We start from the raw sequence: 21,682 nt of genomic DNA on the forward strand, positions 1-21,682 counted from the left end.
GAGGCGACAGCGTATCGCGTTGGAAAGGCGAGAGGGAGCGCTTTCGTATTCGCAGCCAAGCGGGGTCCTGAAGCTGCAATCGGCGCGATGGCGCTCACGCACGCTTGGCGGCGGCTGCTACCGCACCTGACTATCCCTGCCCCCGATGGGAACAAGCCCGTCGCTGGCATCACGCTGCACGACCTACGCCGTACAGGCGCGACGGCCATCACGAGCGAGCGCATCGGGATGCCACGCTTTGTCGTCAGCCAAGTGCTCAACCACACCAGCGATGCGGGAGGCACGGCGGCGGTTACGGCGGTCTACGACCGCAACGCCTACATGAAGGAGAAGCGGGCGGCCTTGGACGCTTGGGCAGCGTTGGTGCAGACGATTGTCGCGGAGCAGTTACAGGCGGAACGTGACTGAATGCTCCAAACGAAACACCCCCCGGACCTTTCGATCCGAGGGGCGCCTCCCCGTATGGGTGTCCCGCGAGGCGGACCTCGCGGGTATGCCGTTCCGCTTAGGAGCGGAAGAGCGACAGGACGTTCTGCGCCGACTGGTTGGCGATCGAGAGCGCCTGCACGCCGAGCTGCTGCTTGACCTGCAGAGCCTGAAGCTTGGTCGACTCCTCGTTCATGTCCGCGTCGACGAGGCCGGAAACGCCCTTGTCGATCGTGTCCATCATCTTCGACACGAAGGTCTTCTGCAGGTCGATGCGCGAGGACACGGCACCCAGCGTTGCGGCAGCCGAAGTAACCTTCGAGATCGCACCGCTGACAGCGTTCAAGTACTTCGTCAGCGTATCGGCATCAGCATTCGAGACGTCCATGGTCAGGATGCTGTCGCCCTTCGAAGCGTTCGAAGAGAGAACCTGGATCGACGACTGCGTGCCTTTGATCGTGCTGGTGAAGCGGATCGTCGTGCCGCCCGTCGTATCAACCGTCACGCCGCCGATATTGGCATTCGCCAGCGCCTTCGTGATGACCGTCGCATAGTCGGTGACTGCCGTGATCTTGCCGTCGGTACGGTTCAGTGCCGAGTTGACGGTTGCCTGATCGATCGTGATCGTCTTCGGATCTGCGCCGTTAAGAGCGAGCTTGAACGAGATCGTATCGTTATCGTCGAGCGTGATCGAACCGCCGAACGTGGCACCGGCGTTGACCTGAGCGACTGTGCTGTTGCCGGTCACGAGAACGTCCGCAGCCGGGTCAAGACCGGCCGTGATCGTTCCGCCGGTCGGCGTAACGGCCGTGATATCAACGACCGAAGACGTACCGGTGGAAGCGCTCGTGATCAGTAGCTTGCCACCACTGTTCGAGGCCACCGCAGCGCTACCGAGGGTCTGGTTCAACGAAGCAACAAGGTGGTCCAGCGTGTCGAAGTTTGCGGAACCGGTCTTGTCGTAGCTGAAGGTCTGCGAGTCGACCGTGATCGTCATCTGAAGACGATCCGTCGAGGCAGTTCCGACGGTGTAGGCGTAGTTCGCGGCACCCGTCGACGTTCCGGAGGAGGCGGTACCGGTCGTCGCGGCAACTGCGGCTACGATGCCACCGTTGCTGGCATTACCGGACTTGCCAGCGTCCAGAATGCCTTCGCCGGACGTATTGGTGTCAAGGAGAGCGAAGCTGGAGGTGTCGATAGCGATCGTGCCGAGCTGCGCATTGCCAGCAGCATCGCGGCTGAACGACGACACAACGGTCTTGACCGGGTTGAAAGAAGCGGTCGCCGAGCTCACCGAGAGCCAGTTTTCGCCCGAGAAGGTCGAGGACGAAGCGATCGACTTAAGCTGGTTCTGCAGCTCCGCGATCTCCGACTGGACAGCCTTCTTGTCGACGCCGTTCTGCGACGCTGCCGTCAGCTTCGACTTGATCGAGTTGAGGACGTCGAGCGTCGAATTCAGACCCTGGTAAGCCGTATCAACGGTGGCTGAACCGAGACCAAGCGCCTCGGAAACCGTCGAGAGCGCCTTGTTGTCGGACTTCAGCGTGGTCGAAATCGACCAGTAAGCAGCGTTGTCCTTGGCTTCACCGATCTTGAGGCCGGTGGAGATGCGCTTCTGCGTGGCATCGAGCTGGGTATTCGTCGACTGCAGCGTGCGCAGTGCCGAGTTAGCAGCGGTATTGAAGTTGATGGAAGTCATTGGGATTGTCCCGTACAAACGATACGTTGGGACATGACGAATTCAATCGTCTATCAGAACAGTTGGCTTCATGCCGCCGACGTTTCGTTTCGGTCGCTGCCTGCAGAAGGGAAACTAACCTTCCTGCGTTGACGGACTCCTAACGCCAGCGCTTCGCTTCAGAAGATTTGCGGAGCTCCTCTAGTTGGCCGGTCCAAGCATCCAGGATTGCCACATGAGCGGCGTCCGGAGCGCCCGCGCACGGGCCGGCAATCCGATCGGCGAAGACCCCTGCCCCGCTCTCGCGCAACCGCTGGAGCCCGGTGAAGGCAAGATCCTGCGGCTTTGCGACATCGTCGAGTGCCAGCTTGCACATGTCATGCACAGTCTCGAGAGAGATGGGCAGATCCGGTTGCGCCCCCTTACCTGCCGAAGGGAATACAAGCAGCGTTCCGCCCTCCCCATGCGCGCGGTCACCTTTGTCGAGAGCAAGCTCGAGCCATGGGCGTGCCAATGCCGGGGCATAGACTTGGTGCCCGGTGTCATGCCGGGTCCACCCGACCGGAGTGAGCCAATCCCGGCGCAGGTCTAGGACGCTACCGATAGGCTGGAGCGTGGCCGCTGAAACGAGCGTAGCCAAGCAGGATATGCGGGACGGAAGTGTGCCGGCGTCCGAGCACCGAATGAGCGCAGTCCATGCCATCCCAAGGGCACGGTCATCCAGCAGACGCTCCCGCCGCCATGCGCCGGGCAACCGGAGTTCTTTTGTCCGCGGCTCGGGCAGAAGGCCGATATGAGCTGCAAATGTATCGAGGTCGTGAAGGAATCGACGAAGGCCCACCGCTGCCTTCTCAGAGCGCACGGCCGCCTCGTCGAGAAGGTGCTGAAGGCGTTGGAGGTCGAGCCCGAGGAAGCGCTCCTGACGGACGTCGCCCGGAATATGCGAGTCTGCCAGACCCCGTGAGGTGCGGAGATACTTCTCGGTCCGGGGCTCCCCCGTCGGGGAGTGCGCTCCGCTTGCCGCAAGGTCGAGGTAGTAGTTGATGACCTGGCCGAACCGCCGGTCGACGTTGAGTTCGGACATGGCGAGCCTCTAATCGTACAGGCTCCCGGTTTCGCACCTCGCTCTGACGTGAGCCTTATCTCTTGACGGCTGGATCAGCGCCCCGAGCGAGCCTGCATCTCGAAGTCATATCGCCGGCGTTGGTTTCCAGTTGCGGTGGTCGAGATACCAAACCGCTTCGCTATCTGCTTGTCCGTAAAACCCTGCTCGAACAGACGGTAGATTTCAACCACTCCGGCATCGGTCAACCGGCGACCAAGCCCTGTCCCCTTCACCCATTCGGGCTTCGGGCCATTGTCCAGGCCGTCGCTGATCTCTTGAAGGTCGCCTTCCAGCAACTCGAAGCGCTTCTCGAAATCGTCGAGACGCTTGAGGATCTGCTCGAGAGCCGTGGATAGGGTCGGGCGCTGATATTCGTCGACGACCTTTTTGAGGTGCGTGAGGAAGGCCGGGTTTTCACGAGCAAGCTTCGCCGCCTCAACCATTACGTCGCGCACGTCGAGAGGGACTTTGAGCGTCATCGTCACGGATTCGGTCATGGGCAGCCTCCTAGCGAACGTCATATTGCCGCTCTGGCTAGCGCGAGGCTCGACGCGAAGCCGTGCTCAAATCGGGCGAACACTCGAGATGGCGCAAATTTTACGCATCGACTTAGTCAGTTATATTGGTTACTGATTTTCACAATAAAATTCGATAAAATGCTACGGATCTGAGTAGCGCGAACTTCAAAACTGTCCTGCATAAATAACCCCATCAGCAGAACGAAATAAACTGCTGCTCAACGGGGAAACGAAAATGACCAGCATCAACTATTCCGCTGCCGCCTCTTCCGCTGTTCGCGTTCTTCAGTCTGTGAACCGGGATCTCACGCAGACTCAGAACCGCATCTCGACGGGGTATAAGGTCAACTCGGCGGCTGACAATGCTTCGGTGTGGAAGGCGGCTTCGGGTCTGCGCAGCGATATCAAGAGCTACGAGGCTGCCAGTTCGTCGATGGATTTCGGTAAGGGCGTCTACGAAGCAGCGGCGGCGAGTGCAGATGCAGTCGTCGACATCCTCTCCGAGATGAAGACGTTCCTTTCCACGAATGCCTCCTCGGATGGTACGAACGTGGCAGTGAATGCCCAGCTGTCGGCCATGCAGGCTCGACTGAAGGCGGTCATCAATGATGCTGCAGTTGGTGGCGTCAATCTTCTGAAGGGAGATACGATGCCTGCGGTGATCAGCGCCTTCTCTTCGAATGGAACGCTCACCGCTGCGACCGCAATCACCACGAAGGACTTTCTAGGCACTGGCGTGACCGGCTTCACCGGTGAACAGAACGCTGCTTTCGGCACAACCGCATCGCTTCTCGATACGACGATCACTAAGATTCTCACCGCAACCGATAAGATTTCCGGCGCCGTCTCTCAGCTGACGACCGTGATTTCGAATGTCGCCGATTACTCTGCCAGCTTGTCCGGCGCAGCCAAGAGCATTCAGTCGTCCCAGGACCTGATGAGCAAGCTTGCGGATATCAAGAAGACCGCGCTCGGTAACATGATCGACGCTGATTATGAGGCTGAGAGCTCCAAACTCGCTGCTCTGCAGGTCAAGCAGCAGCTTGCGACCCAGGCGCTCTCGATTGCGAACCAGTCGGCCCAGAACGTCCTGCGTCTCTTCCAGTAAGTCACGGACGACGCAACGCGTCTCCCCGTCACGCCACTCGCACGTGGCTTACAAGGCGAACCCTCCGGTGCTCCCCGTGCCGGAGGGTTCTTCATTTGCAGAAATCCGCAACGACAAATGCGGAACGCGATATGCTGCTCGATCGGGTTCCGACCATCAGGATGCGGAGATAAAAGGCGTCGTAATCCAGCCACAACCCTGGCCAACCGAGAAGGCGTGGGTGGGCAACGCTATTCTGCCGCCGCCACGAACCGGCGTCTGATGGGTGGGCGCCTGTGGGTGGATCGGTAGTGGGGGGCCGATGCGTTGCTCGGCGTGTGGATCGAACGACATCACCTATCGCATCTCGCCGGAGACGCTGAACAGCGACACAGCCAGGCGATCGCCGCCGAGCAACTTCAAGCGGTCTCGGACGGAGCAGGAGCGGATCGCGCTGGAGATCGTGTTCCCGAGGGAGTGGGACTAGCGCTCGAGTCCCGCGAACCTTCCTGCGTTGGCGGGGTCTTGGGGGGCATTTAGTGGTCCGCTTATCCAACTACCTACGTGTAGAGAACCGCTTGCAGCCACACGTTTAGTTTGATTTTTACGCAATCCGTTCAACGCGAGCGGGATGCGGATAGCTTACGATGAAGGTGGCGAATGGTGGGGAGAAGCCTGTTCCGACACGTCGTGAAATCGTAGCCGAAATACGTTGGCAAGCTCGTCTAACGGCGCTTTCCGCCGCCATCGGGGTCTTCGCTATAGTCGTGATGCTCGGGTCGGCCGCAGCCCGGTGGAAGGCGACCCAAAGCCAATCCGCAACCCAGCACGACCTTCAGATCAATCGGGTCTTGCGACTGAAAAGTCTGCACCAGCCTGCGGCAAACCCGTATGCGGAAAACCGATCCGATTAAGAAGTCGTTAATGAACGGCTGCAATCATCCTTGCGCTGTAGGAACGCAACTTCGAGCCGTACCGATGCCGCATATGGTTGTTCGTTTGTTGTCACACATCGACGGCCAGCAGCTCGGCAGTCATAGCGCAGTATCGGGGAACGAGGAGGTGATCGCCGCGCTAGCCAATTCGATCGAAGACCACTGTGGCGGGGTTGTGATTGCAGGTGGGGCGCCCGATTACCTTGATCGGCTCGAGAAAGTAAGAGCGGCCCTACGGCAAGGTGTCGGCACTGGCAGATAGTTGCCAGGGGCGCGCGTCGATTAGCGCCCCAGCCCAGCGAATAGCCGCACGATCGGTGGCCCCTTCTAGGTGCCCTGCCGGCGCTTCCAGTCGCTGCAGACGTGAGGCAGTATCCCACAATTGCGTTTCATACGAGGTACCCCGGAGGGGTTAGCGTACTGACGGCTGTTATGGCCTATGTCTACTAAACGTAGCGGTCTGAAACCAACTCATTCCCCTTTTCTTCCAGGTTGGAGCACTCGCCTCCCGATCTCCTCGTCCAGCCTGTTCGCGCTTCGTATTCGACCGATGCTAGGCGAACGACTTTGCTTGGCGAAACGTAGATTGGACGGATCATGTGCCAAACGGCCTACCGCACCGATACAGGCGACGAGATCGCGTCCCTAGGCGACATTCGCAAGCTCGTTGGCTCCGTGAATATCGCGTGGAACGGCAAGGGCGACGATGGCCGTGAACGCGGCGCGGCGCTGAGCGATCTCACCTGTCTGTGCTGGGTCGATTTGCGGTCCACGCTCATCGCAGCGGGATACGAAGTCCGGCACAACCCGAACTCGAGCGCGGAGTACCTGTGTGAGAAATCTTCCGACGGCGCCTGATGCCGCCCTCTTGCGGAACTATGACACAAAGCCTGGCGGATACGTTCAACTCAGCGATCGTGAGGCCAGCGTCCTGCGAATGGTTGCGGAAGGCTACTGCAACAAGGAGATCGCGGCTGGGCTGGAGCTTAGCACGAAGACGGTCGAGACCTACCGAGCCAGGGCCTTCCTGAAGCTCGATCTTCGAAGCCGCGTCCAAGCCTTCCGGTACGCCCAGGCAGCCGGGTGGTTTTCGAACTCCGCCGGCGTCGAGGTTGTCCCGGCATTCGATACGCCATGATTGGCGGACAAAGCCGTTCGTTCGCCAGAAGGCGGCGATAGCGTGCCAGCGACGCGAACCAACGCACGATAGAAGGCGCTGCTACGTTAAAACCGTACGCTCCCCTTGCTGAACGGTTGTTCAAGCCCAGCTAGCGACTCCGCGAACTCGTTTGGGAGACTGCATGGAGAACGCCGCTATCGCCGTTCTCGTGGTCGAGGATGAGCCGCTGATCCTGATGAACGCCATCGATTTTTTCGAGGAGGCGGGCTTCAAGGTCTATGAAGCGAGGAATGCAGCCGAGGCGCTTCGTGTTCTGGAGGAACAGGACGACATCCGTGTTGTGTTCACCGACGTTGATATGCCGGGATCTATGAACGGTCTCGCCTTGGCCTTCGCGGTTTGGGACCGGTGGCCGCCGATCCAGCTCATCGTCACATCGGGCTTCACACGCATTCCACAATCCGACCTTCCGGCCGGGGGCGTGTTTGTTCCCAAGCCATACCAGCACAACACGATCACCCAGCTCGCGCGCCAAATGGTTTCTCTCGCCTAGCCAGGAAATGTCGACGGAAACCAAGGTGGGTTGCGCCGCAATGTCCCCGAGGGGGTGGGACTAGCGTGATCCTTTCACTTACCCTTTGGTGGGCACCTGATCGACCAAGGGGCGAATATCGAACCATCGCGCTTGAGGATCATTCGTCCTTCGCCGAACGCATCCATCCAGGCCCGATGCCGCTCAGAACTACGCGGTGAGTATGGACAGTTCCCCGCATACTCGTGCGGGTCCAGGCCAGCGGAGCGGCCATCAGTTCGGATCGCATCGAGCTCTTCCGTCGTCGCCGCCGTTCGGTCCATCGCCCTACCCGCGTCGCACGCCATACAGCCCTTGCTGCAACAATCTTACGTACGCTATCGGTTATGAATGTAACGGAGCGTGCGACCGCGACGATACGTATCTTTGCGTGGTTTCTTTTGCCGAGCATGCTTTGGGCAAGATTGCTCTCGGCGCGAAGACGCGAACCGCCTCACGAGCGGCGGCGCGTCGTCGGCGCCCTACTTGGCGTCCGTCCCCAGCACAGCGATCAAGTTCCACAGCCGGCGCCGAATGCGCTGGTCGGGGATGCGTGTCAGCGCGTGGCCTGCGACCATATTCGCATTGGGCGGCAACGGCTTGGCCGCCACTGCTTCGCCATCGACTGGGAAGAAGTCGGCGATCTTCATCGTGAGCGCGGTGGCGATCCGGTAGAGCTTCGACGCGCTCACCCGGTTCTTTCCTGACTCGTACTTCTGGAGTTGCTGGTAGCTGACTCCGATCTGGGCACTCAGCCCTTCGGGTGACACGCCATGCGCGATACGGCCGGCGCGAATGGCGCGGCCAACGTGACGATCGATGGGGTCGGGGTCGGCCATGATGTGCAACCTATAGGAATGCACATGATCGTCATAGTCTATCTATCGTTGATAAATCGCCTGCGGGCAGCCCGATGCGAATTCAAGCCCGCATAGAGGATCATCACCGCCGCCGAATGAACGCGAAGATCCGCGCCTCAGTCTCGCTGGGCTGCAGAAGCTGGCAAGGCTTTCCGTTGATCTCCTGCAGCTGTGCGCAGATCAGTTCGATGTTCCGCTCCGATCGACGGGAGCTTTCGTTGCTCACAACGATCAAGGCGGCGATCGCGGCGGTGAAGCACGCCATGGCGCAGATGATGAGAAGTAGGTCACGTCTCGTCATGTCAGGCTCCTCCGCCTCGGAAGGGTGAAGTCTCGAACTCCGGGATGGCGAGTTGCGCACCGGCCATGATGCGTTCCAGCTTGCCGACGTGCCGGGCGTAGTCCGCCAGCATGATCTCCTGTCGCTCGATCGTGCGTGCCTGGTTCAGCATGGCCTGCTTCACGTCCTGCAGCTGGCGCTCGAAGTCGCGGCGGATCTCTGTCATCCGCTCGTCGCCGTCGTCCTCGAGCTTCTTCATCGCCGTTTGCAGATCGGTGACCCTCGCCTCGTAGGTCTTGGCCTGCGCCTCGGTGTTGAACTTGGTGTAGACAAAGACGGCCGTCAGGACGCCGCCGAGAGCGGTCATGACAGCGGCGAACTCACCGAGGGAGATGCCGTTCATCTGCGGGGTGGCTTTCGCTAGGCTGCCGGCTTCACGGCGTTGGCGGGCGCGAAGTAGGTGCCCAGAACACCGCCGATGATGGCGGCGAACGTGTCGATCATCTGCGGGCTGATCGTGCCGTCCGGGATGAACTGGTTGGCGACAGACCACGTCACGAGCGCACCGATCAGCGAACCGAACAGCTTGGAGAAGCGTGCCGGGTCGAAGCGCGAAGTGGCGACAGGAACGGACGGCGCCGGCTGAGGGGCCGGTGCAGGCGCCGGCAGCGGCACGTAGACGTCCTCCTCGGGCCGAGCGATCGGCGCGCTGGCCGTCTCGCGCGCCAGCTCGGCCACTTCGTCGAGCAACGCCTCGATCTGCTCGGGCTTCACGAGCGCCTTGTTCAGGCCGTCGCCGGCATAGTAGCTCTGGCCGCGTGAGACTTGCCGCGAGCCACCGCGTACCGCCACAAGGACAGGAAACGAAGCCCACTCCTGCGCGAGCCGCTTGGCGAACTCGGTGCGGTCGATCTGTCCGGCAACGAACCGGTCGTAGCCCCGGCGCAGCAGCAGATGGTAGCCGAGCCGATCCTGCAGGTTGGCGTCGAGGATCTGCGAGCCGCGCAGCCCAAGCTCGTCCTTGAGGCCGGCAAGCGTTTTGCGCATGAACTGGTAGCCGCCGGTCGCGGACGAGCCAAAGCGCGACGACCAAGACGCCTGGGCGCCCAGCACCTCGTCGACGGTCATGGACGTGACGGGCTTGTGCAGCTTGCCCTGGTTGTGACCGAAGATGACGTCGTAGCCGGACGGGCTCTCGGTGCCGACCTCGGTATCGCGGATGAAGTCGAGAAGGCGCGCGGCGCCAGCGGGGACGGTACGGTCCATGGGTGTGCTCCAGGCAAAGAAAAGCCCGACTCAGTGGCCGGGCGAACGATTGTTGATTGTGGGATGGGTTCAGACGTGCCACCGGTGGTAGCCGGAGGCGTTGAGTCCCTTCACGCTTTCGGCAGGCCCGGCCGGGTCCCGCGAAACCCCCGGTCGGGCTGCATCAAGGGGGTGCGAGTGGTGGTGGCCTTAGGCAGCCACGCCCATGACCTGATCGCGGAACGTGGTGGCCGCTGGCGCCGCGATCTCGTGCATCTGGAACGACGGGTGGACCATGTCCGACAGGTAGCAGCCGATCAGCTTGGCTCCGACCGGGACCGCGACGGTGATCGGGTTCGTCAGCGTCAGCTCGTTGCCGCTGATGGCCGAGACCACGCGGGTCGCCGCCGTGCCGGCAGAGCCCACACCATTCGGATCGGCAAGGATCGTGTCGCCCAGGCGGATCTGCGAGACGTCGGCGACCGTGATCTTGTTGGTCCCTTGCGTGAACGCCGTCACGGTCGTGTTGATGGGGCCGGTGTAGGGCCGCATTTTGTCGTCGGACGCCCCCCTGAAGAGGGACTGAATGTCGGCCGTGATCTTCTCGAACACGCCGTCGACACCGTCCGCCCTGACCCGAGCCGAGAAGGCACGTGCGCGGCTGCCGATTTCGTAGCCGCCCGCCGCCGTCTGATTCGCCTCGGTCTGAAGGCCGTCCGTCGTCACGGCAGCGCGAACCGGGAGGTCGACCGTGTGCAGCTTGGCGTCGGGGAAGGTCTGACGCAGGAACTGCCCGTAGGCCTTCATGCCGGCGATGAAGGCATCGTTGGTCGTGCCCCAGCCGTTCGGCGGGTTGCCGATCGAGTTCTGCCCATGCCCCGACAGGATGTGCGTGAAGAGGTCGTTCGGCGCCATCTTTAGCGAGGCGATCTTCATGGCGTACTTCGACGTCTCGCCCGTCGCGTAGGCTTTCGGATAGGAGCCCGGAATGGCGATCGTCACGACGTTCCGCCTGCCGACGCCGCCCGGCGCATCCATGCCGCGCTTGATGAAGCCCTGCACGCCGAGCGGGGCGCTGTACGCGGTCTCCCCCGTGTCGCCATAGGGGATGCTGTCCGAGATCTCCATCAGCGCCGTGCGGCGTTTGGACGAGCGAGAACCGAACCATGCGAAGCCGTAGGCGGTGCCGGCCCCCGTCTGCGACATGGCTCGTCCGGAGGTCAGATCGGTGACGAGCCCCGTCCCCTCCGTCGAGCCCGCGGTGCCGCCCTCGAGAGAGCCGGCGCCCGGCCCTATGAAGAGGAACAAGGGCGCCTGGTTGTCGATGAAGTCGAAGCTGACGCTGGCCCAGCGATGCGAGCCCGCTGGGATCTCCTGCGCAGCGGTCAGAAGCTCGTCGACCACCACTCCGATGCCGTCGACGGCCGGGTCCATGATGTAGCTGTCGGCACCCTTGATCTTGCCGCGCATCCAGGTCGCCGCAGTCGGGTCGGCAGTCGGGCCCCAACCGAGCGCCCAGCCGATGATGCGGATCTTGCCCGTCATCAGCGTCTCGCCGCCGCCGTTGGCACTGGAGAACAGCGGCAGAAGACCGGCGAACCCATACTCTGGATCACTCGTCTGCCCGAGGTAGAAGCGGCGGTGCTGGTAGCGCACGCCGACACCGCCGATGGTCGAGTAGGGCGAGCGGAACCGGGTCGTCGCAACGAGGAAGCTGCCCGGATCGCCCGGCTTCATCTTGTTGCCGCTGATGACCCCCGCCCCGATGTAGGCAGAGACGTTACGGCGGTTGGCGGCGACGCGGGCGGTGGATGCACGAGCCATGGGATCTCCGGACACAAGAAAGGCCGCCCCGGCTGGGGACGGCCTTTGGATGGGATGGGGATGGGTTGGGCGCTGCGCCGTCAGGCGAAGCGCTTCATAGGGCGCTGACGCGGGCGCCTACTCGATTGCATCAGCCTCGCGGAACAACGCGTCGATCGCCGCGTCGTCGAGGCCGAGGATTTGCCCGAGGCTTGCCACCAACGGATGACTGCGGCGAAGGCTCGTGGCGTATTCCCACTCGATCCTAGCCACCTCGCCCTCCTCGCCTGGAAGCGCCAACAGCGCGTCGGTCGCACGCTTCAGAAGCCCGGAATGAAGAAGCGCCAGCCGTGCCTGTCTCATCGTGACGGACACGGGCGCAGGTGCGGACGGGATCGGCTCGAACGCGTTGAACCACACGGGGCGGCCGTTCTCGTCCCCGATCGTTGACGAGACGATCTGCTGCCCGTCTGGCGCCGGCTCGCCTCCGCCGATCTCGAAGACGCCGAACGCCTCGCGCATCGCCTTCGTCCAGAGCGAGACCGTCTCGTAGGAGGCCGCAACGCCGTCATGCTCGACGGTCTCGCCGCCAGCCAAGGCGACCCAAACGCCGTCCTGCTTTCGTGCATATGCCATGAGGTGCCCTTACGCGGTTGCCGACGAGACGTTGGAAGCTGGGAAAGCTCGGCCGCCGTTGTTCGGCCCCTTGCCGTAGAGGACGCGCGCGGCGCCCTGCGAGCCCTTGGCATAGCTGTTCGTTGAGCTGGCTGCGCCGACGCCGCCTGATCCGTAGCGGACCGTATTCGTGCCGCCGCTCGTGTTGAGAGTGGCGCTGATAGCCGTGTCGCCACCTGATCCACCTGTAGCAGGCGACGACTGAGCTCCGGCCTTCCCCGACGCGCCCTCGCCGAGAAGACCGACACCGGCTCCGACGTAGTTGACGCCACCGCCACCACCCCCGCCGCCGTTGCCATCCGACGCCGGCGAGCCCTGATCGCTGGTCGTGCCGCCCGTGCCGCCCGTGCCACTGTAGCCTGCCGCGCCACCTCCGCCGGATGGCGTGCTGAGGCCGTACTGACCCATGCCGCCAGCGTTGACCTTGCCCTTTGCGTCGTTGGTGAAAACGCTCTGCCCGACGCCATCGAAGCGATAACCGTTGTCACTTCCACCATGCCCGCCCGCCGCGCTGACCAGAAGCGAGCCGTCGGCACGGGCGATCGTCACAGGGCGACCCGGCACACCGTTGCCGGTTGACGGTACGGGGACAGTGATCGTCAGCACCTCGCCGGGCGTCACTGGGATCATGTTCGCCCAAACGAGGTTCCCGCCGCCGCCGCCGACGTTCGATCCACCGGCGAAGGTTCGTCCAAATCCGTTGCCGCCGGTCCCGACGCACAGGGCCGCGATCCAGAAGACGCCCGCAGGCACCGTCCAGGTCGTCGTTCCGGCGGTCGCGAACAGCGCGTGGTTCGGGTCGGCCGTGTTGTCGGGCCGCGAACGCCCGACGAGGTTGGCAAAGGGCATCATCAGCGGATGTCCTTCTCCAGGTTCGCCCACTCGACGACGAGCGTCCCGCCTCGGTTCACGCACATGCCCGACAGCCGATCGACGGCATTGGCGGCAGTGGAGAGCGTCGGCACGGCGCCACCGGGGAACTTGTGATAGGCGGAGGCGAACGCGAGCGTCCGGTTACCGGTGGCGTCCTGGATGAAGCGGAAGACGATTGGCAGGCCGTCCCGCAGGTTCGAGGGCTGACCGAGCGTTGCGCTCATGCCCATCGTGTAGGTGCGGTTGAAGCCCTGCCCGAGGTCCGGCGTGATGGTAGCGGTGGCCGCTACCGTGACGAACGCCATGGCATCGGCATTGGCCTTCGGCGTCAGGAAGCGCGTGTCGTCGGCGAGAGCCCGCAGGTCCGCGCCGCTGGCCTTGTCCGGCAGCGCGTCGATCGCGTCCTGTACGTCGCCGCGCAGCTCGGTCTCCAGCGAGGTGAAGTCGCTCGTGTTGACCTTGCTGCTGTAGTCGATCGCGGTCTTGATGTCGTCGGCCGTGACGATGCCGCTCTTCCCGACGACCGAGACGACCGGCCCCTTCTCGATCGCGTCCATGGCCGCATCGACCTTGGCTGCCGCATCTCCGACCGCATCGGCGATCGTGGCGACGTCGCGCAGCGTTGGAACGAAGTTGACGGTATGACCGTCAGCATCATAGCCGCCCGGGTTGGCGCCGGGACCGGTGCCGGGCACCCAGATCCCGCCGTTGTAGAAGGCACGGCACCGCTCGATGGCGGCCTTCACGAGCGCGGAAAACGCCATCAGATGATCTCCTCGAGAATGAGTGCGCCGGCTGCGCGCCCCGGCTGCCCGTCACGGCCGGGCGCGGTACCGCGGCCGATCGGCGTGAGCTCGGACTGCCGGCACAGGAACGAGAGGCGCTGCCGGTTCACGATGTCGTCGGGCTTGGCGACGAAGAAGATCTCAGCGTCGGTCCCGGCGCGCCGCAGGAGCTCGTACAGCTGCGACAGGGCCTCGTCCTCCGGCAGATAGTCCCAATCGCCGCGCAGCGTGCGGGGATGGCGCTTGCGGCTGTGGTAAAGGGTGCCGCCAAGCGAGCGGGCGGAGGTCGAGCGCGCCATGAAGCCGATCTGCTGGCCGGGCTTCATGTTCACCGAGAACTGCCACTGGCCGGCAACGAAGAGGCGCCCGAGGTCGAGGAAGCCGTCCGGGTTGGCCTGATCGTCGAACTCGACCGTGAAGCGCACGATGTAGAACAGCTGCGGCATGATCGTGATGATCGACTGCGTTGAGCCCGCCAAGTCCTCGGGCACCGGCTTGCCGGACCAGAAGTTCGTATCGCGCCATTGCATACGTGCCGTCGGTCGTTCGCGCGGATAGACGTCTTCCCAGCCGTCAGACGCCGCATCGCCGGTCTGCCATAGCAGCGCACCGTCCGGCTCGGCCTCGGACGGAAGCCCATAGGCCCGAACGCGCTTGCGGGCCGACGTCGAGGCGTTCGTGTTGATGAACACGAGGGCGCGGACGGAGCGAGCGCGGTCGAGCGGGATCACCATCTGCGTCGAGGTCAGCTGCAGATCGCGAGAGCGCGCCACCAGCTGCAGGATGCGGTTTTGCAGGTTCAAGAGCGACAGCTGCCAGTCGCCGCCGGTCGGCGCCGCCGCGTCGCCGCGGTTCGGGAACATCGCGATGCCCTTGCCGGCCATCGGTCAGCCCCAAAGCTCGAGGGTGACGGCCTCGATCTCGCCGTCGCCCTCGCTGTCGAGTTCCTCGATCATGCGGGTGACGACAAAGAGCTTGCCGTCGTCGAGCCCAAGCAGCGGCACACGCACCATGACCGTGTCGCCGAGATCGATGCCGACCGCCGCCGCGGACGGAACCTTGATCTGGATGAAGTCGCGCCGGACCTTGCGAAGGTCGAGTTGGCGGGCGGCCTCTGCGGTTGCCGCAGCCGAGTTCGTCAGCAGGCTCGCGAAGGTGATCTCCGACGCCAGCAGGTGGCGTACCTTCACGCTCGCATCCTCGGCGACGGCCGAGCGGGTCGCGGTCTTCAGGTAGGCGCGCCGGGCATCGTCCACCGCGCCGTTCAGCGCTGAGCCGTCCTGCGTCTGCCAGAGCTGCGTATGGGTGACGGTGACTTTCGACGTCGGCACGCCGTTGCCCTCGTCGGACGTCGCCAGCGTCTCGATCGCTTGGCCCTCGTCCAGGATCTCGATCTCGGTGAAGATCGCGCGCGGCGTGCCGGATGGTGCGCGGAACTGGCCGAAGCGGAAGCGACCGAGACGGTCGGTCGTCAGGAAGCCGCCGACGCCCGTCAGCAAGCGGTAGAGCGGCGCCTGGATCTGCATGTCCTGCGGCTCGCACCAGACGCCCTGCTCGGCTGGCGCGACGGCGTCGAAGGCCGCGACGTCGGCGGGCAGGAAGTCCACGCCCTCGACCTTCCCCGCGAACAGAAGGATGCGACGGACCAGCTGCGCGGTGGTGCGCTGGGCAGCTGTCGCTCCTTCGGTAAAGTCGGCCGTGATCGTGCCGGTCACCTTGCCGCCGATGCGCACGATGAAGGGCGAGAGCATCACCGCGTACTGGCCCTGCGCGAGCGTCACGGCCATGAGGCTCGCCAGATCCGGCTGTGCGGCGCCGACGCGCGTGAGCGGCAGGCCGGACGAGTAGACCGCTTCGACCGACGCGATCGCGTTCTCGGCGCCCTGCCAGAGACCGTCAAAGGCGTTCACCTGGACGAGTGGCACTTCGAACACGCGGCCGAAGGCGAGCGGCTTGGGCCGGTCCTTTAGGTCGTTCTCGGTGCCCTCGACGCCCTTCCCCGCCGACGTCGTCGTGCCGAGGTAGCGCGCCGGCTGCAGATCCTTCTGCAACTCGACGAGCCGATCGCGCAGGCGGAACGAAACGGTCTTCTCCGACACCTCGGCCTGCTCGACCGTGCCTGAAAAGACGACCTCGCGGCCCGCGAACGGCACGCCGTCGGCCAGCTGATAGAGGCGCAGGAAGCGGCCGTCGAAGGCCAGCTTGCGCATGAATGACAGGCCGTCGTCCTCGTTCACGAGCACGATATCGCCGAACGAGGCGCGCCCTGCCCCCGTCGTGCCGCCGCCCGAGAACATGGCCCGCTCGAAGTTGCCCGGGTTCGCGATGCGCGGTTTGTAGAACGTGTTCGCCGGCACGTCGGTCGGCCGGGTCATCAGGCCTTCCGTCGCATAGCGAAGGGTGCGGACGCCCTCGATCGCGGGATCGAAGGCGTCCACCTCGAGGAGGTAGCGCATGGGTGGTCTCTCAGATTACAGGCGGGAGGCGACACGCCCGAGAGGGCGCGCGAGGTTGCGGGTGGCACGGTTACCCTGGTCGAGCTTGCCGGCCAGGAGCGAGGCCATGCCCTCGATCGCGACGGTCAGCCCAGCGACGTCGCCGCGCAGGCTGGCGATCTCGGCTTGGCTGGCGCGGTCTGCGGCCTCGCGCGCACCGGCGCCGATGGCGCGCTCCATGCTCGGCATGGTGACCGGAGCGACGCGGCCGAGACGGATCGCCTCAACGTTGGCTGGGCCGCCCCAGGCCGCGACGTTGTCCTGGCTGAAGACGACCTCACCCTTGTGGACGACGCCCGCCGGCTGCCTGCGCCCCCCGGGACCGGTGTAGCCACCGGTGTCGTAGTTCATGCCGATGAACTGGTTGATGATGCCCTCGACGACCGCCCGCTGTTCGGGTGGCAGGGCCGAGCGCCAGTTCAGGAACGGGTCGGCGCCGTTCACGATGCCGTAGTTGCCCGTGTACGAAAGGCCGACCTGCTTGATGGCCGCGTCGATCGAGCGGTTGCGCGTCGGGTTGAGACCGAACGAGCGGTTGCCGTCGACGAGCTTCTGGGTGTCTTTCTCCTTCTGGAGTGCGTCCAGGTACTCCTTCAGGAGTGCGGACATGCTCTTGGTGCCTTCGGCGATGTCGGCGAGGAACTTCGCCTCCTGCTTGGCATAGTCGAGTGCGGTCTGCGCCTTGGCGATCGAGCCCTTCAGCGTCGACTGCAGTTCCGAGACCACCGCGCCGTAGCGCTCATCGTCGCCGAACCGGCCCTTGGCGGCTTCCGCATAGGCCTGCGCTGCGCCGGTCAGTGCGTCCTGCGCTTCGGTGTCGCCGCCACCCGCCTTGAACAGCGTCTCGCGATAGAGCCGCTGCGCCTCCTCGAACTGCTCCTTGTTCGACAGCGTCGACAGGTTGGTGTCGAGGTTGAGGTCGTTCAGGTAGTCCTGAACGGTGCGGATGAACGAGGACGAGCGCTCGTACGCCGCGCGCAGGGCGTTCTCAGCATCCGCGCGCTTGGACGTCGCCTCGGACAGCCGGCCTTCCAGGAACCCCTGATAGGCCTCCTGGATCTGCTTCGTCGACGCGGTCGAGGTTTCGGCGAAGCTCTTCACGGCGCCCGCCAGCTGCGGGAAGGCCGCGATGAGCTGATCGAAGGCGTCGCCCGTGAGTTCGGCGCCATCGACGATCGACTGCAGCTTCAGGCTGAAGAGCTCGTCGAGGTTCGACGTGTCGGCGCCAAGCTTGCCGGCGTCCGACTTGATCGTGTCGAACTCGGCGAGGAAGGCGCGGACCTCGGCGAAGTACCCCTCGCCCTTCAGGTCGCTGATCTGGTCGGCGATGTCCTGCTCGAACGTCTTGCGCATGTCGCCGAGCGCGGCGGTCAGCTTCTCCTGGATGTCGACGGCAGCCTGGTCGGCCGTCCAGCCGAGTTCGATCAGGACGTTCTTCAGCCCGGCGGCCGTGCCGTTGAAGCTGTCGAGCGCCTTGGTGACGGCGGACATGTTGTCGGCCTGGTAGAGCAGCGTCAGCGCGTACTCGCCGGCCGCCTTCTTGGCCTCGGCGACGGCGGCGTTCCGCTTCTCCTCCCAGGCCTTCGCCTCGGCTTCGTACTCAGGACTGGTCGGGATGCCGATGTCGGCATCCATGAAGGCGACCTTCACGTCGTCGACGAAGTTGCGGATTGTGTCGCGCAGGCCGCGCACCTTCGTGCGGGCCTTCACGAACTCGCCTTCCAGCCCGTCGCCCGCGGTCAGGTCCTCGAGCATTTCTGGGAAGGCTTCCAGGAAGTCGTCCTTGGCCTCCTGGAACTTGGCGAACATCTTGGTGCCGGTGGAGGCGAACTGGGCGGAGCTGTTGCCCTTGCCCATCTTCCAGGCTTTGCCGCCGGTCTCCATGAAGGCCGAGAGCTGCGCCCAATCGTTGCCGATCATCGTGCGCAGGCCGCCGATGCCCTCGCCCGACAGCGAGCGGTCGAACTGCTCGTACTGCGGGCGCATCTTGGCCCACTCGGCCGCCGCAGCTTGGTGCTCGGCCTTGCGCTTCGCGCGCCCGCCGAAGATGCCGCCAAGGATGCCGAGGCCGAGACCTGCGATGGCGCCGATCGGCCCGCCGACGCCGAGCGCAGCGCCCGCCTGCCAGCCGCCCAACGCGCCGGACAGGCCGCCGGACAGAGGCGAGCCGCTATCGTACCCAGCGCCGAAGATGCCGAGACCGGCGCCGATCGCGCCGAAACCCTTCTGAAGACCCGTCAGCTGCTGGCCGCCGGTCCCGTTGTGGCTGAAGCCGTCGAAGCCACCGGACACGGCCGACTGCGCAGCGGGCGACGCTCGGGTGTAGTTCGTCAGGCCCTGCTCGACGCCCTTGGCCACGGTGCGCTGGTCGGCGGAGGCGGAACCCATCCCGACCGACTGTGCACCGCCCCAGATACGGCGCATCGCTGGCGTGAGGCCGCCATCCCACGAGCCACCGCCCATGCCGACACGGTTGCCGGCAAGGTCGAAGTGCATCGTGTCGAGGGCGCCGTACTTTCCCTTTCCTCCGGAGAAGTAGCCGCCCCAGCGCAGCATGCCCTCGAGTTCGGGGAAGAGCTCGCTCTGGACCTGCTTCGACAGCTGGGCGAAGCGCTCGTAGGTGCGGAAGGTCGCGGCGTCCTGGTAGTTGCCGAGCGCCTTCCCGTTGGCTCCATAAATCTGGACGTCGGTGGCGAGGCCCTTGCCGTGGAAGCGCTTGTCACCCGGACGCAGCCCCGAGATCGCCTCGACCCGCATGTCGAAGCGGCTGGAAGCCTCGTTCAGAATTTTGAGTAAGCGGCTGTCGACGGACGAGTTGAAGCGCCCGGCATACTGCATCATCGCGCCGCTGGCGGACGCAACGTCGACCTTGGCGACGATCGGTTGCGAGGTAGGCGCGTAGGACGAAGCGTAGGAGAAACCGCTTCGCCCGCCGGACATCGAGCCGATCGCTGAGCCGGCATTGCCGATCAGCCCCCCGATGCCGGCCGCGCTCTTGTCCTGCGGCAGCCCGAACAGGCCCGACAGGAGATTCTTGCCGCCCGCTCCCGCGAGCTGCTTGCCGAGCCCGGCGAAGCCGCGAAGGATCGACGAGAAGAAGCTTTCGCCGTCTCGCACACCCTGGCTGAAAATGTCTGCGAAGACGTCGCCGACGTTCTCCAGGAACGACTGTCCGATGTCCTCCCCGGCCTTTACGCCGCGCGTGCGCAGCTGCTCGGCGGCCTCGGCCGCGTCGGTGAAGCTCTGGTCGATCTGAAGCGAGAGCGCCTGGCGCTGCAGATCGCTCAGCCCGTTGGTCGTGTCGGTGATGTAGCCGTTCAGGCGCTCGGCTTCACGCTGGGCGGCCTGGAACGGGAAGAACTGGTCGACCGCGCTGTCGGCGGCGGTGCGAGCGGCGATCTGGTCTGTCAGACGGCCGATCTCGGCGGAGGTCTCCCGGATCTTGGCAATCTCGGCGTCCGAGACGATGCCGGCGGCGCCTGCCGCCTGCTTGGCCGCGGCGAGCAGCTGCACCTCGGTCGTGTAGGCGCGCGCGGCGCCTTCCGACATGCCGTAGGCGCTGATCTCCGCCCGCATGGCGTCGATCGTCTGGCTGTAGCCGGCCATGCGGGCGACCGTCGCTGCGCGGGCGCTCTCGATCTCGCGGTCGGCTTGCTTCTGACGCTGGTCCGAGACCTTCTGGCGCTCCTGCGCCTCGTCGTACCGGGTTTGTTTACCGATCGTGTCGAGTTCGACCTGACGGGCCGCGTTGAGCGCGAGAAGAGCGTCCGCGTTGCCCTTGTTCTGGGCCTCGAGTGCGGCGTACTTCGCGTTGACCTCGGCGACGGCCTGCGCCTCCTTGCCGAGACCGACCGCAGAATTCGCGGCGCGCGCCTCGCCGAGAACGCCCTGCGCCCTGCCCGTAAGGGCATCCATAGCCGCGTTCCGCTGAGCCAAGGCGTTGAATTTCGCCGTGGCGTCGGCTGCAGTTGCAATGGCAGCGTTGAAGAACGCGTTGATCTGCTCAGCATCGGTGCGCAGATCCGGTACGAAGCCAGCAAGGCCATCCATGGCGGCGCCGTACTTTGCCAATGCTAGCGCCGCGCCACTTGCAGCGGCTGCGTTCTGCTCGAAAGCGGTTGCCGCAGCGAGAAGCGGCTGCACGAGGTTCTTCGCGGCCTCGATCGCCTTCTTCATCTCGGAATCGTCGCCGGCCACCTTGTTGGCGGCCTCCAAGCTCGTCATGAACGCGACGATTTCCTGGCTCAGTGCGGCGACGTCAGGGTTGGCCTCCCGGAACTTTGCACGAAGCCGATCGACCTCGTTCGCGATCGGGGCGAACTCGGATTTGGTCAGCATGGGACCGGCACTAAAGCCACCCCAGCGCCCTGCCAGAAGGCCAGCCGTGCCACCGAACTGCCTCTCGACTTCCTTGACCTGTGCTTTCAGGCTCTCGGCAATATCGCGCCCGTTCTTGTCGAGTTCGATGCTGAGGCCGATCGTGTTCCGCTTGCCGATCTGGTCGAGGACTTCCGCGACACCGTCGTACTGTGCCGCGACCTTTGCCAGGATCTCGGAGTGCTTCTTGAGCGTCTCGGTCGCGTCCGGTACGCTCTTGCGCATAGCCAGCGCGAACAGTCCGGCGCCAGCGGTCACGGCGGCAAGCCCGAGGCCGACCGGGCCAAGCGCCGACGCAGCCGCGAGTGCACCGGCCTTTGCAGTATCCGCCATCGCGCGAAGCGATCCGCGAACGCCGCCAGGGCCGTCCCCCAGCGCCTGAACGACCTGGCCGGCCTGCGAGGTGATGACCTGGAACGGCGACGCGCCCATCGCCAGCATCGTCGCGACGTCGTTCATTTGGTAGCCGAGGTTCTGAACCTGGCTTCCCGTCAACTTGACCTTCTCGGCAGTACCCCCTGCGACCCCGCCAAGCTTCGCTAGACGCTCGTTCACGATGCCGGAGTAGCGCCCGAAGTCTTCCTGCGAGAGCGCGCCAGCTTCATAAAGCTGGTTCAGCTTCTCCTGCTGCTGCGCCAGCGTTGCGGTCGCTCGCGAGACGGGATCTAGAGCGCCCGTCACCTTGCGTGCCTCGTCAGCGATCTTGCGGAGCGCCGCGGCGTTGCGCTCGAAGCTGACCGTGACGTTCTCGGCGCCTTTGCCAGTCATCGCGGCGCGCGCGGCGGCGACAGCCTTGGCAGCCTGTTCGTTGTCCTTGACGATCTGAGCCATGGCGGCCGTCGTCGCCTT

18 protein-coding genes and 1 pseudogene are annotated in these 21,682 nt (G+C 64.4%); 5 read left to right on the forward strand and 14 right to left on the reverse strand.

Features of this window, described 5'->3' with window-relative positions:
- Positions 1-408 (forward strand): annotated as a pseudogene (locus tag AUL35_RS20375) (hypothetical protein); the annotation flags it as partial.
- A 97-nt stretch (positions 409-505) separates the two neighbouring features.
- Here AUL35_RS20375 and AUL35_RS20380 read toward each other — a convergent pair.
- The 3 genes from AUL35_RS20380 to AUL35_RS20390 form a co-directional block, all read right to left on the reverse strand.
- Positions 506-2,125 (reverse strand): flagellin, encoded by a 1,620-nt coding sequence (locus AUL35_RS20380; RefSeq protein ID WP_062018294.1) that lies wholly within the window; start codon positions 2,123-2,125, stop codon positions 506-508.
- A gap of 139 nt (positions 2,126-2,264) precedes the next feature.
- On the reverse strand, positions 2,265-3,188 hold the full coding sequence (locus tag AUL35_RS20385; RefSeq protein ID WP_062018296.1) for a hypothetical protein: 924 nt from the start codon (positions 3,186-3,188) through the stop codon (positions 2,265-2,267).
- 74 nt (positions 3,189-3,262) lie between these two features.
- The gene (locus AUL35_RS20390) at positions 3,263-3,706 is read right to left on the reverse strand and encodes a hypothetical protein (protein ID WP_156418128.1); all 444 of its coding nucleotides are present in this window, start codon (positions 3,704-3,706) and stop codon (positions 3,263-3,265) included.
- 256 nt (positions 3,707-3,962) lie between these two features.
- Here AUL35_RS20390 and AUL35_RS20395 point away from each other — a divergent pair, with 256 nt between their 5' ends.
- The 4 genes from AUL35_RS20395 to AUL35_RS20410 all read left to right on the forward strand — a co-directional run bounded on the left by AUL35_RS20395 (position 3,963) and on the right by AUL35_RS20410 (position 7,422).
- A complete protein-coding gene (locus AUL35_RS20395) occupies positions 3,963-4,835 on the forward strand; it encodes a flagellin (RefSeq protein WP_062018301.1) in 873 nt (290 codons plus the stop codon).
- Between the two features lie 1,511 nt (positions 4,836-6,346).
- A complete protein-coding gene (locus AUL35_RS20400) occupies positions 6,347-6,607 on the forward strand; it encodes a hypothetical protein (protein WP_062018303.1) in 261 nt (86 codons plus the stop codon).
- Positions 6,582-6,887, forward strand: coding sequence for a helix-turn-helix transcriptional regulator (locus AUL35_RS20405; protein ID WP_280137364.1), 306 nt, complete (start codon positions 6,582-6,584; stop codon positions 6,885-6,887). Before AUL35_RS20400 ends, AUL35_RS20405 begins: the two co-directional genes overlap by 26 nt.
- 163 nt (positions 6,888-7,050) lie before the next feature.
- Positions 7,051-7,422, forward strand: coding sequence for a response regulator (locus AUL35_RS20410; RefSeq protein WP_062018307.1), 372 nt, complete (start codon positions 7,051-7,053; stop codon positions 7,420-7,422).
- Between the two features lie 500 nt (positions 7,423-7,922).
- On the opposite strand, the gene AUL35_RS20415 is transcribed toward AUL35_RS20410, so the two are convergent.
- From AUL35_RS20415 to AUL35_RS20465, 11 genes are all read right to left on the reverse strand, one after another.
- Positions 7,923-8,279 (reverse strand): helix-turn-helix domain-containing protein, encoded by a 357-nt coding sequence (locus AUL35_RS20415; protein ID WP_156418129.1) that lies wholly within the window; start codon positions 8,277-8,279, stop codon positions 7,923-7,925.
- Positions 8,280-8,382: 103 nt separating this feature from the next.
- Complete coding sequence (locus tag AUL35_RS20420; protein WP_062018310.1) at positions 8,383-8,601, reverse strand: hypothetical protein; 219 nt, start codon at positions 8,599-8,601, stop codon at positions 8,383-8,385.
- A gap of 1 nt (position 8,602) precedes the next feature.
- The gene (locus tag AUL35_RS20425) at positions 8,603-8,983 is read right to left on the reverse strand and encodes a hypothetical protein (RefSeq protein ID WP_062018312.1); all 381 of its coding nucleotides are present in this window, start codon (positions 8,981-8,983) and stop codon (positions 8,603-8,605) included.
- A gap of 17 nt (positions 8,984-9,000) precedes the next feature.
- Positions 9,001-9,846, reverse strand: coding sequence for a hypothetical protein (locus AUL35_RS20430; RefSeq protein WP_062018314.1), 846 nt, complete (start codon positions 9,844-9,846; stop codon positions 9,001-9,003).
- 189 nt (positions 9,847-10,035) lie between these two features.
- Positions 10,036-11,649, reverse strand: a complete 1,614-nt coding sequence (locus AUL35_RS20435) for a hypothetical protein (RefSeq protein WP_062018315.1) — start codon at positions 11,647-11,649, stop codon at positions 10,036-10,038.
- Between the two features lie 117 nt (positions 11,650-11,766).
- The gene (locus AUL35_RS20440) at positions 11,767-12,264 is read right to left on the reverse strand and encodes a hypothetical protein (RefSeq protein WP_156418130.1); all 498 of its coding nucleotides are present in this window, start codon (positions 12,262-12,264) and stop codon (positions 11,767-11,769) included.
- 9 nt (positions 12,265-12,273) lie between these two features.
- Positions 12,274-13,155 carry a hypothetical protein gene (locus AUL35_RS20445; RefSeq protein WP_062018318.1) on the reverse strand — a complete coding sequence of 294 codons (882 nt, stop codon included), beginning with the start codon at positions 13,153-13,155 and terminating at the stop codon, positions 12,274-12,276.
- Positions 13,155-13,940, reverse strand: coding sequence for a hypothetical protein (locus AUL35_RS20450; protein WP_062018319.1), 786 nt, complete (start codon positions 13,938-13,940; stop codon positions 13,155-13,157). The genes AUL35_RS20445 and AUL35_RS20450 overlap by 1 nt, the downstream gene beginning before the upstream one ends.
- Positions 13,940-14,824, reverse strand: a complete 885-nt coding sequence (locus tag AUL35_RS20455; RefSeq protein WP_156418131.1) for a hypothetical protein — start codon at positions 14,822-14,824, stop codon at positions 13,940-13,942. The genes AUL35_RS20450 and AUL35_RS20455 overlap by 1 nt, the downstream gene beginning before the upstream one ends.
- A gap of 24 nt (positions 14,825-14,848) precedes the next feature.
- Positions 14,849-16,417: a hypothetical protein gene (locus tag AUL35_RS20460; RefSeq protein WP_062018321.1), complete on the reverse strand. Its 1,569-nt coding sequence runs from the start codon at positions 16,415-16,417 to the stop codon at positions 14,849-14,851.
- 15 nt (positions 16,418-16,432) lie between these two features.
- A complete protein-coding gene (locus AUL35_RS20465; RefSeq protein ID WP_062018323.1) occupies positions 16,433-21,664 on the reverse strand; it encodes a phage tail length tape measure family protein in 5,232 nt (1,743 codons plus the stop codon).
- Positions 21,665-21,682 lie beyond the last annotated feature (18 nt).

It is taken from the genome of Aureimonas sp. AU4 (assembly GCF_001463765.1).
Classification (GTDB): Bacteria; Pseudomonadota; Alphaproteobacteria; order Rhizobiales; family Rhizobiaceae; genus Aureimonas.

Excerpts from the sequence above, each read along its gene's own strand:
- AUL35_RS20430 (WP_062018314.1), bottom strand. The coding sequence starts at position 9,846 with ATGGACCGTACCGTCCCCGCTGGCGCCGCGCGCCTTCTCGACTTCATC.
- AUL35_RS20395 (WP_062018301.1), top strand. The coding sequence starts at position 3,963 with ATGACCAGCATCAACTATTCCGCTGCCGCCTCTTCCGCTGTTCGCGTT.
- AUL35_RS20420 (WP_062018310.1), bottom strand. The coding sequence starts at position 8,601 with ATGACGAGACGTGACCTACTTCTCATCATCTGCGCCATGGCGTGCTTC.
- AUL35_RS20465 (WP_062018323.1), bottom strand. The coding sequence starts at position 21,664 with ATGGCTCAGATCGTCAAGGACAACGAACAGGCTGCCAAGGCTGTCGCC.
- AUL35_RS20410 (WP_062018307.1), top strand. The coding sequence starts at position 7,051 with ATGGAGAACGCCGCTATCGCCGTTCTCGTGGTCGAGGATGAGCCGCTG.
- AUL35_RS20440 (WP_156418130.1), bottom strand. The coding sequence starts at position 12,264 with ATGGCATATGCACGAAAGCAGGACGGCGTTTGGGTCGCCTTGGCTGGC.
- AUL35_RS20385 (WP_062018296.1), bottom strand. The coding sequence starts at position 3,188 with ATGTCCGAACTCAACGTCGACCGGCGGTTCGGCCAGGTCATCAACTAC.
- AUL35_RS20390 (WP_156418128.1), bottom strand. The coding sequence starts at position 3,706 with ATGACCGAATCCGTGACGATGACGCTCAAAGTCCCTCTCGACGTGCGC.
- AUL35_RS20415 (WP_156418129.1), bottom strand. The coding sequence starts at position 8,279 with ATGGCCGACCCCGACCCCATCGATCGTCACGTTGGCCGCGCCATTCGC.
- AUL35_RS20460 (WP_062018321.1), bottom strand. The coding sequence starts at position 16,417 with ATGCGCTACCTCCTCGAGGTGGACGCCTTCGATCCCGCGATCGAGGGC.
- AUL35_RS20445 (WP_062018318.1), bottom strand. The coding sequence starts at position 13,155 with ATGATGCCCTTTGCCAACCTCGTCGGGCGTTCGCGGCCCGACAACACG.
- AUL35_RS20400 (WP_062018303.1), top strand. The coding sequence starts at position 6,347 with ATGTGCCAAACGGCCTACCGCACCGATACAGGCGACGAGATCGCGTCC.
- AUL35_RS20380 (WP_062018294.1), bottom strand. The coding sequence starts at position 2,125 with ATGACTTCCATCAACTTCAATACCGCTGCTAACTCGGCACTGCGCACG.
- AUL35_RS20435 (WP_062018315.1), bottom strand. The coding sequence starts at position 11,649 with ATGGCTCGTGCATCCACCGCCCGCGTCGCCGCCAACCGCCGTAACGTC.
- AUL35_RS20450 (WP_062018319.1), bottom strand. The coding sequence starts at position 13,940 with ATGGCGTTTTCCGCGCTCGTGAAGGCCGCCATCGAGCGGTGCCGTGCC.
- AUL35_RS20425 (WP_062018312.1), bottom strand. The coding sequence starts at position 8,983 with ATGAACGGCATCTCCCTCGGTGAGTTCGCCGCTGTCATGACCGCTCTC.
- AUL35_RS20455 (WP_156418131.1), bottom strand. The coding sequence starts at position 14,824 with ATGTTCCCGAACCGCGGCGACGCGGCGGCGCCGACCGGCGGCGACTGG.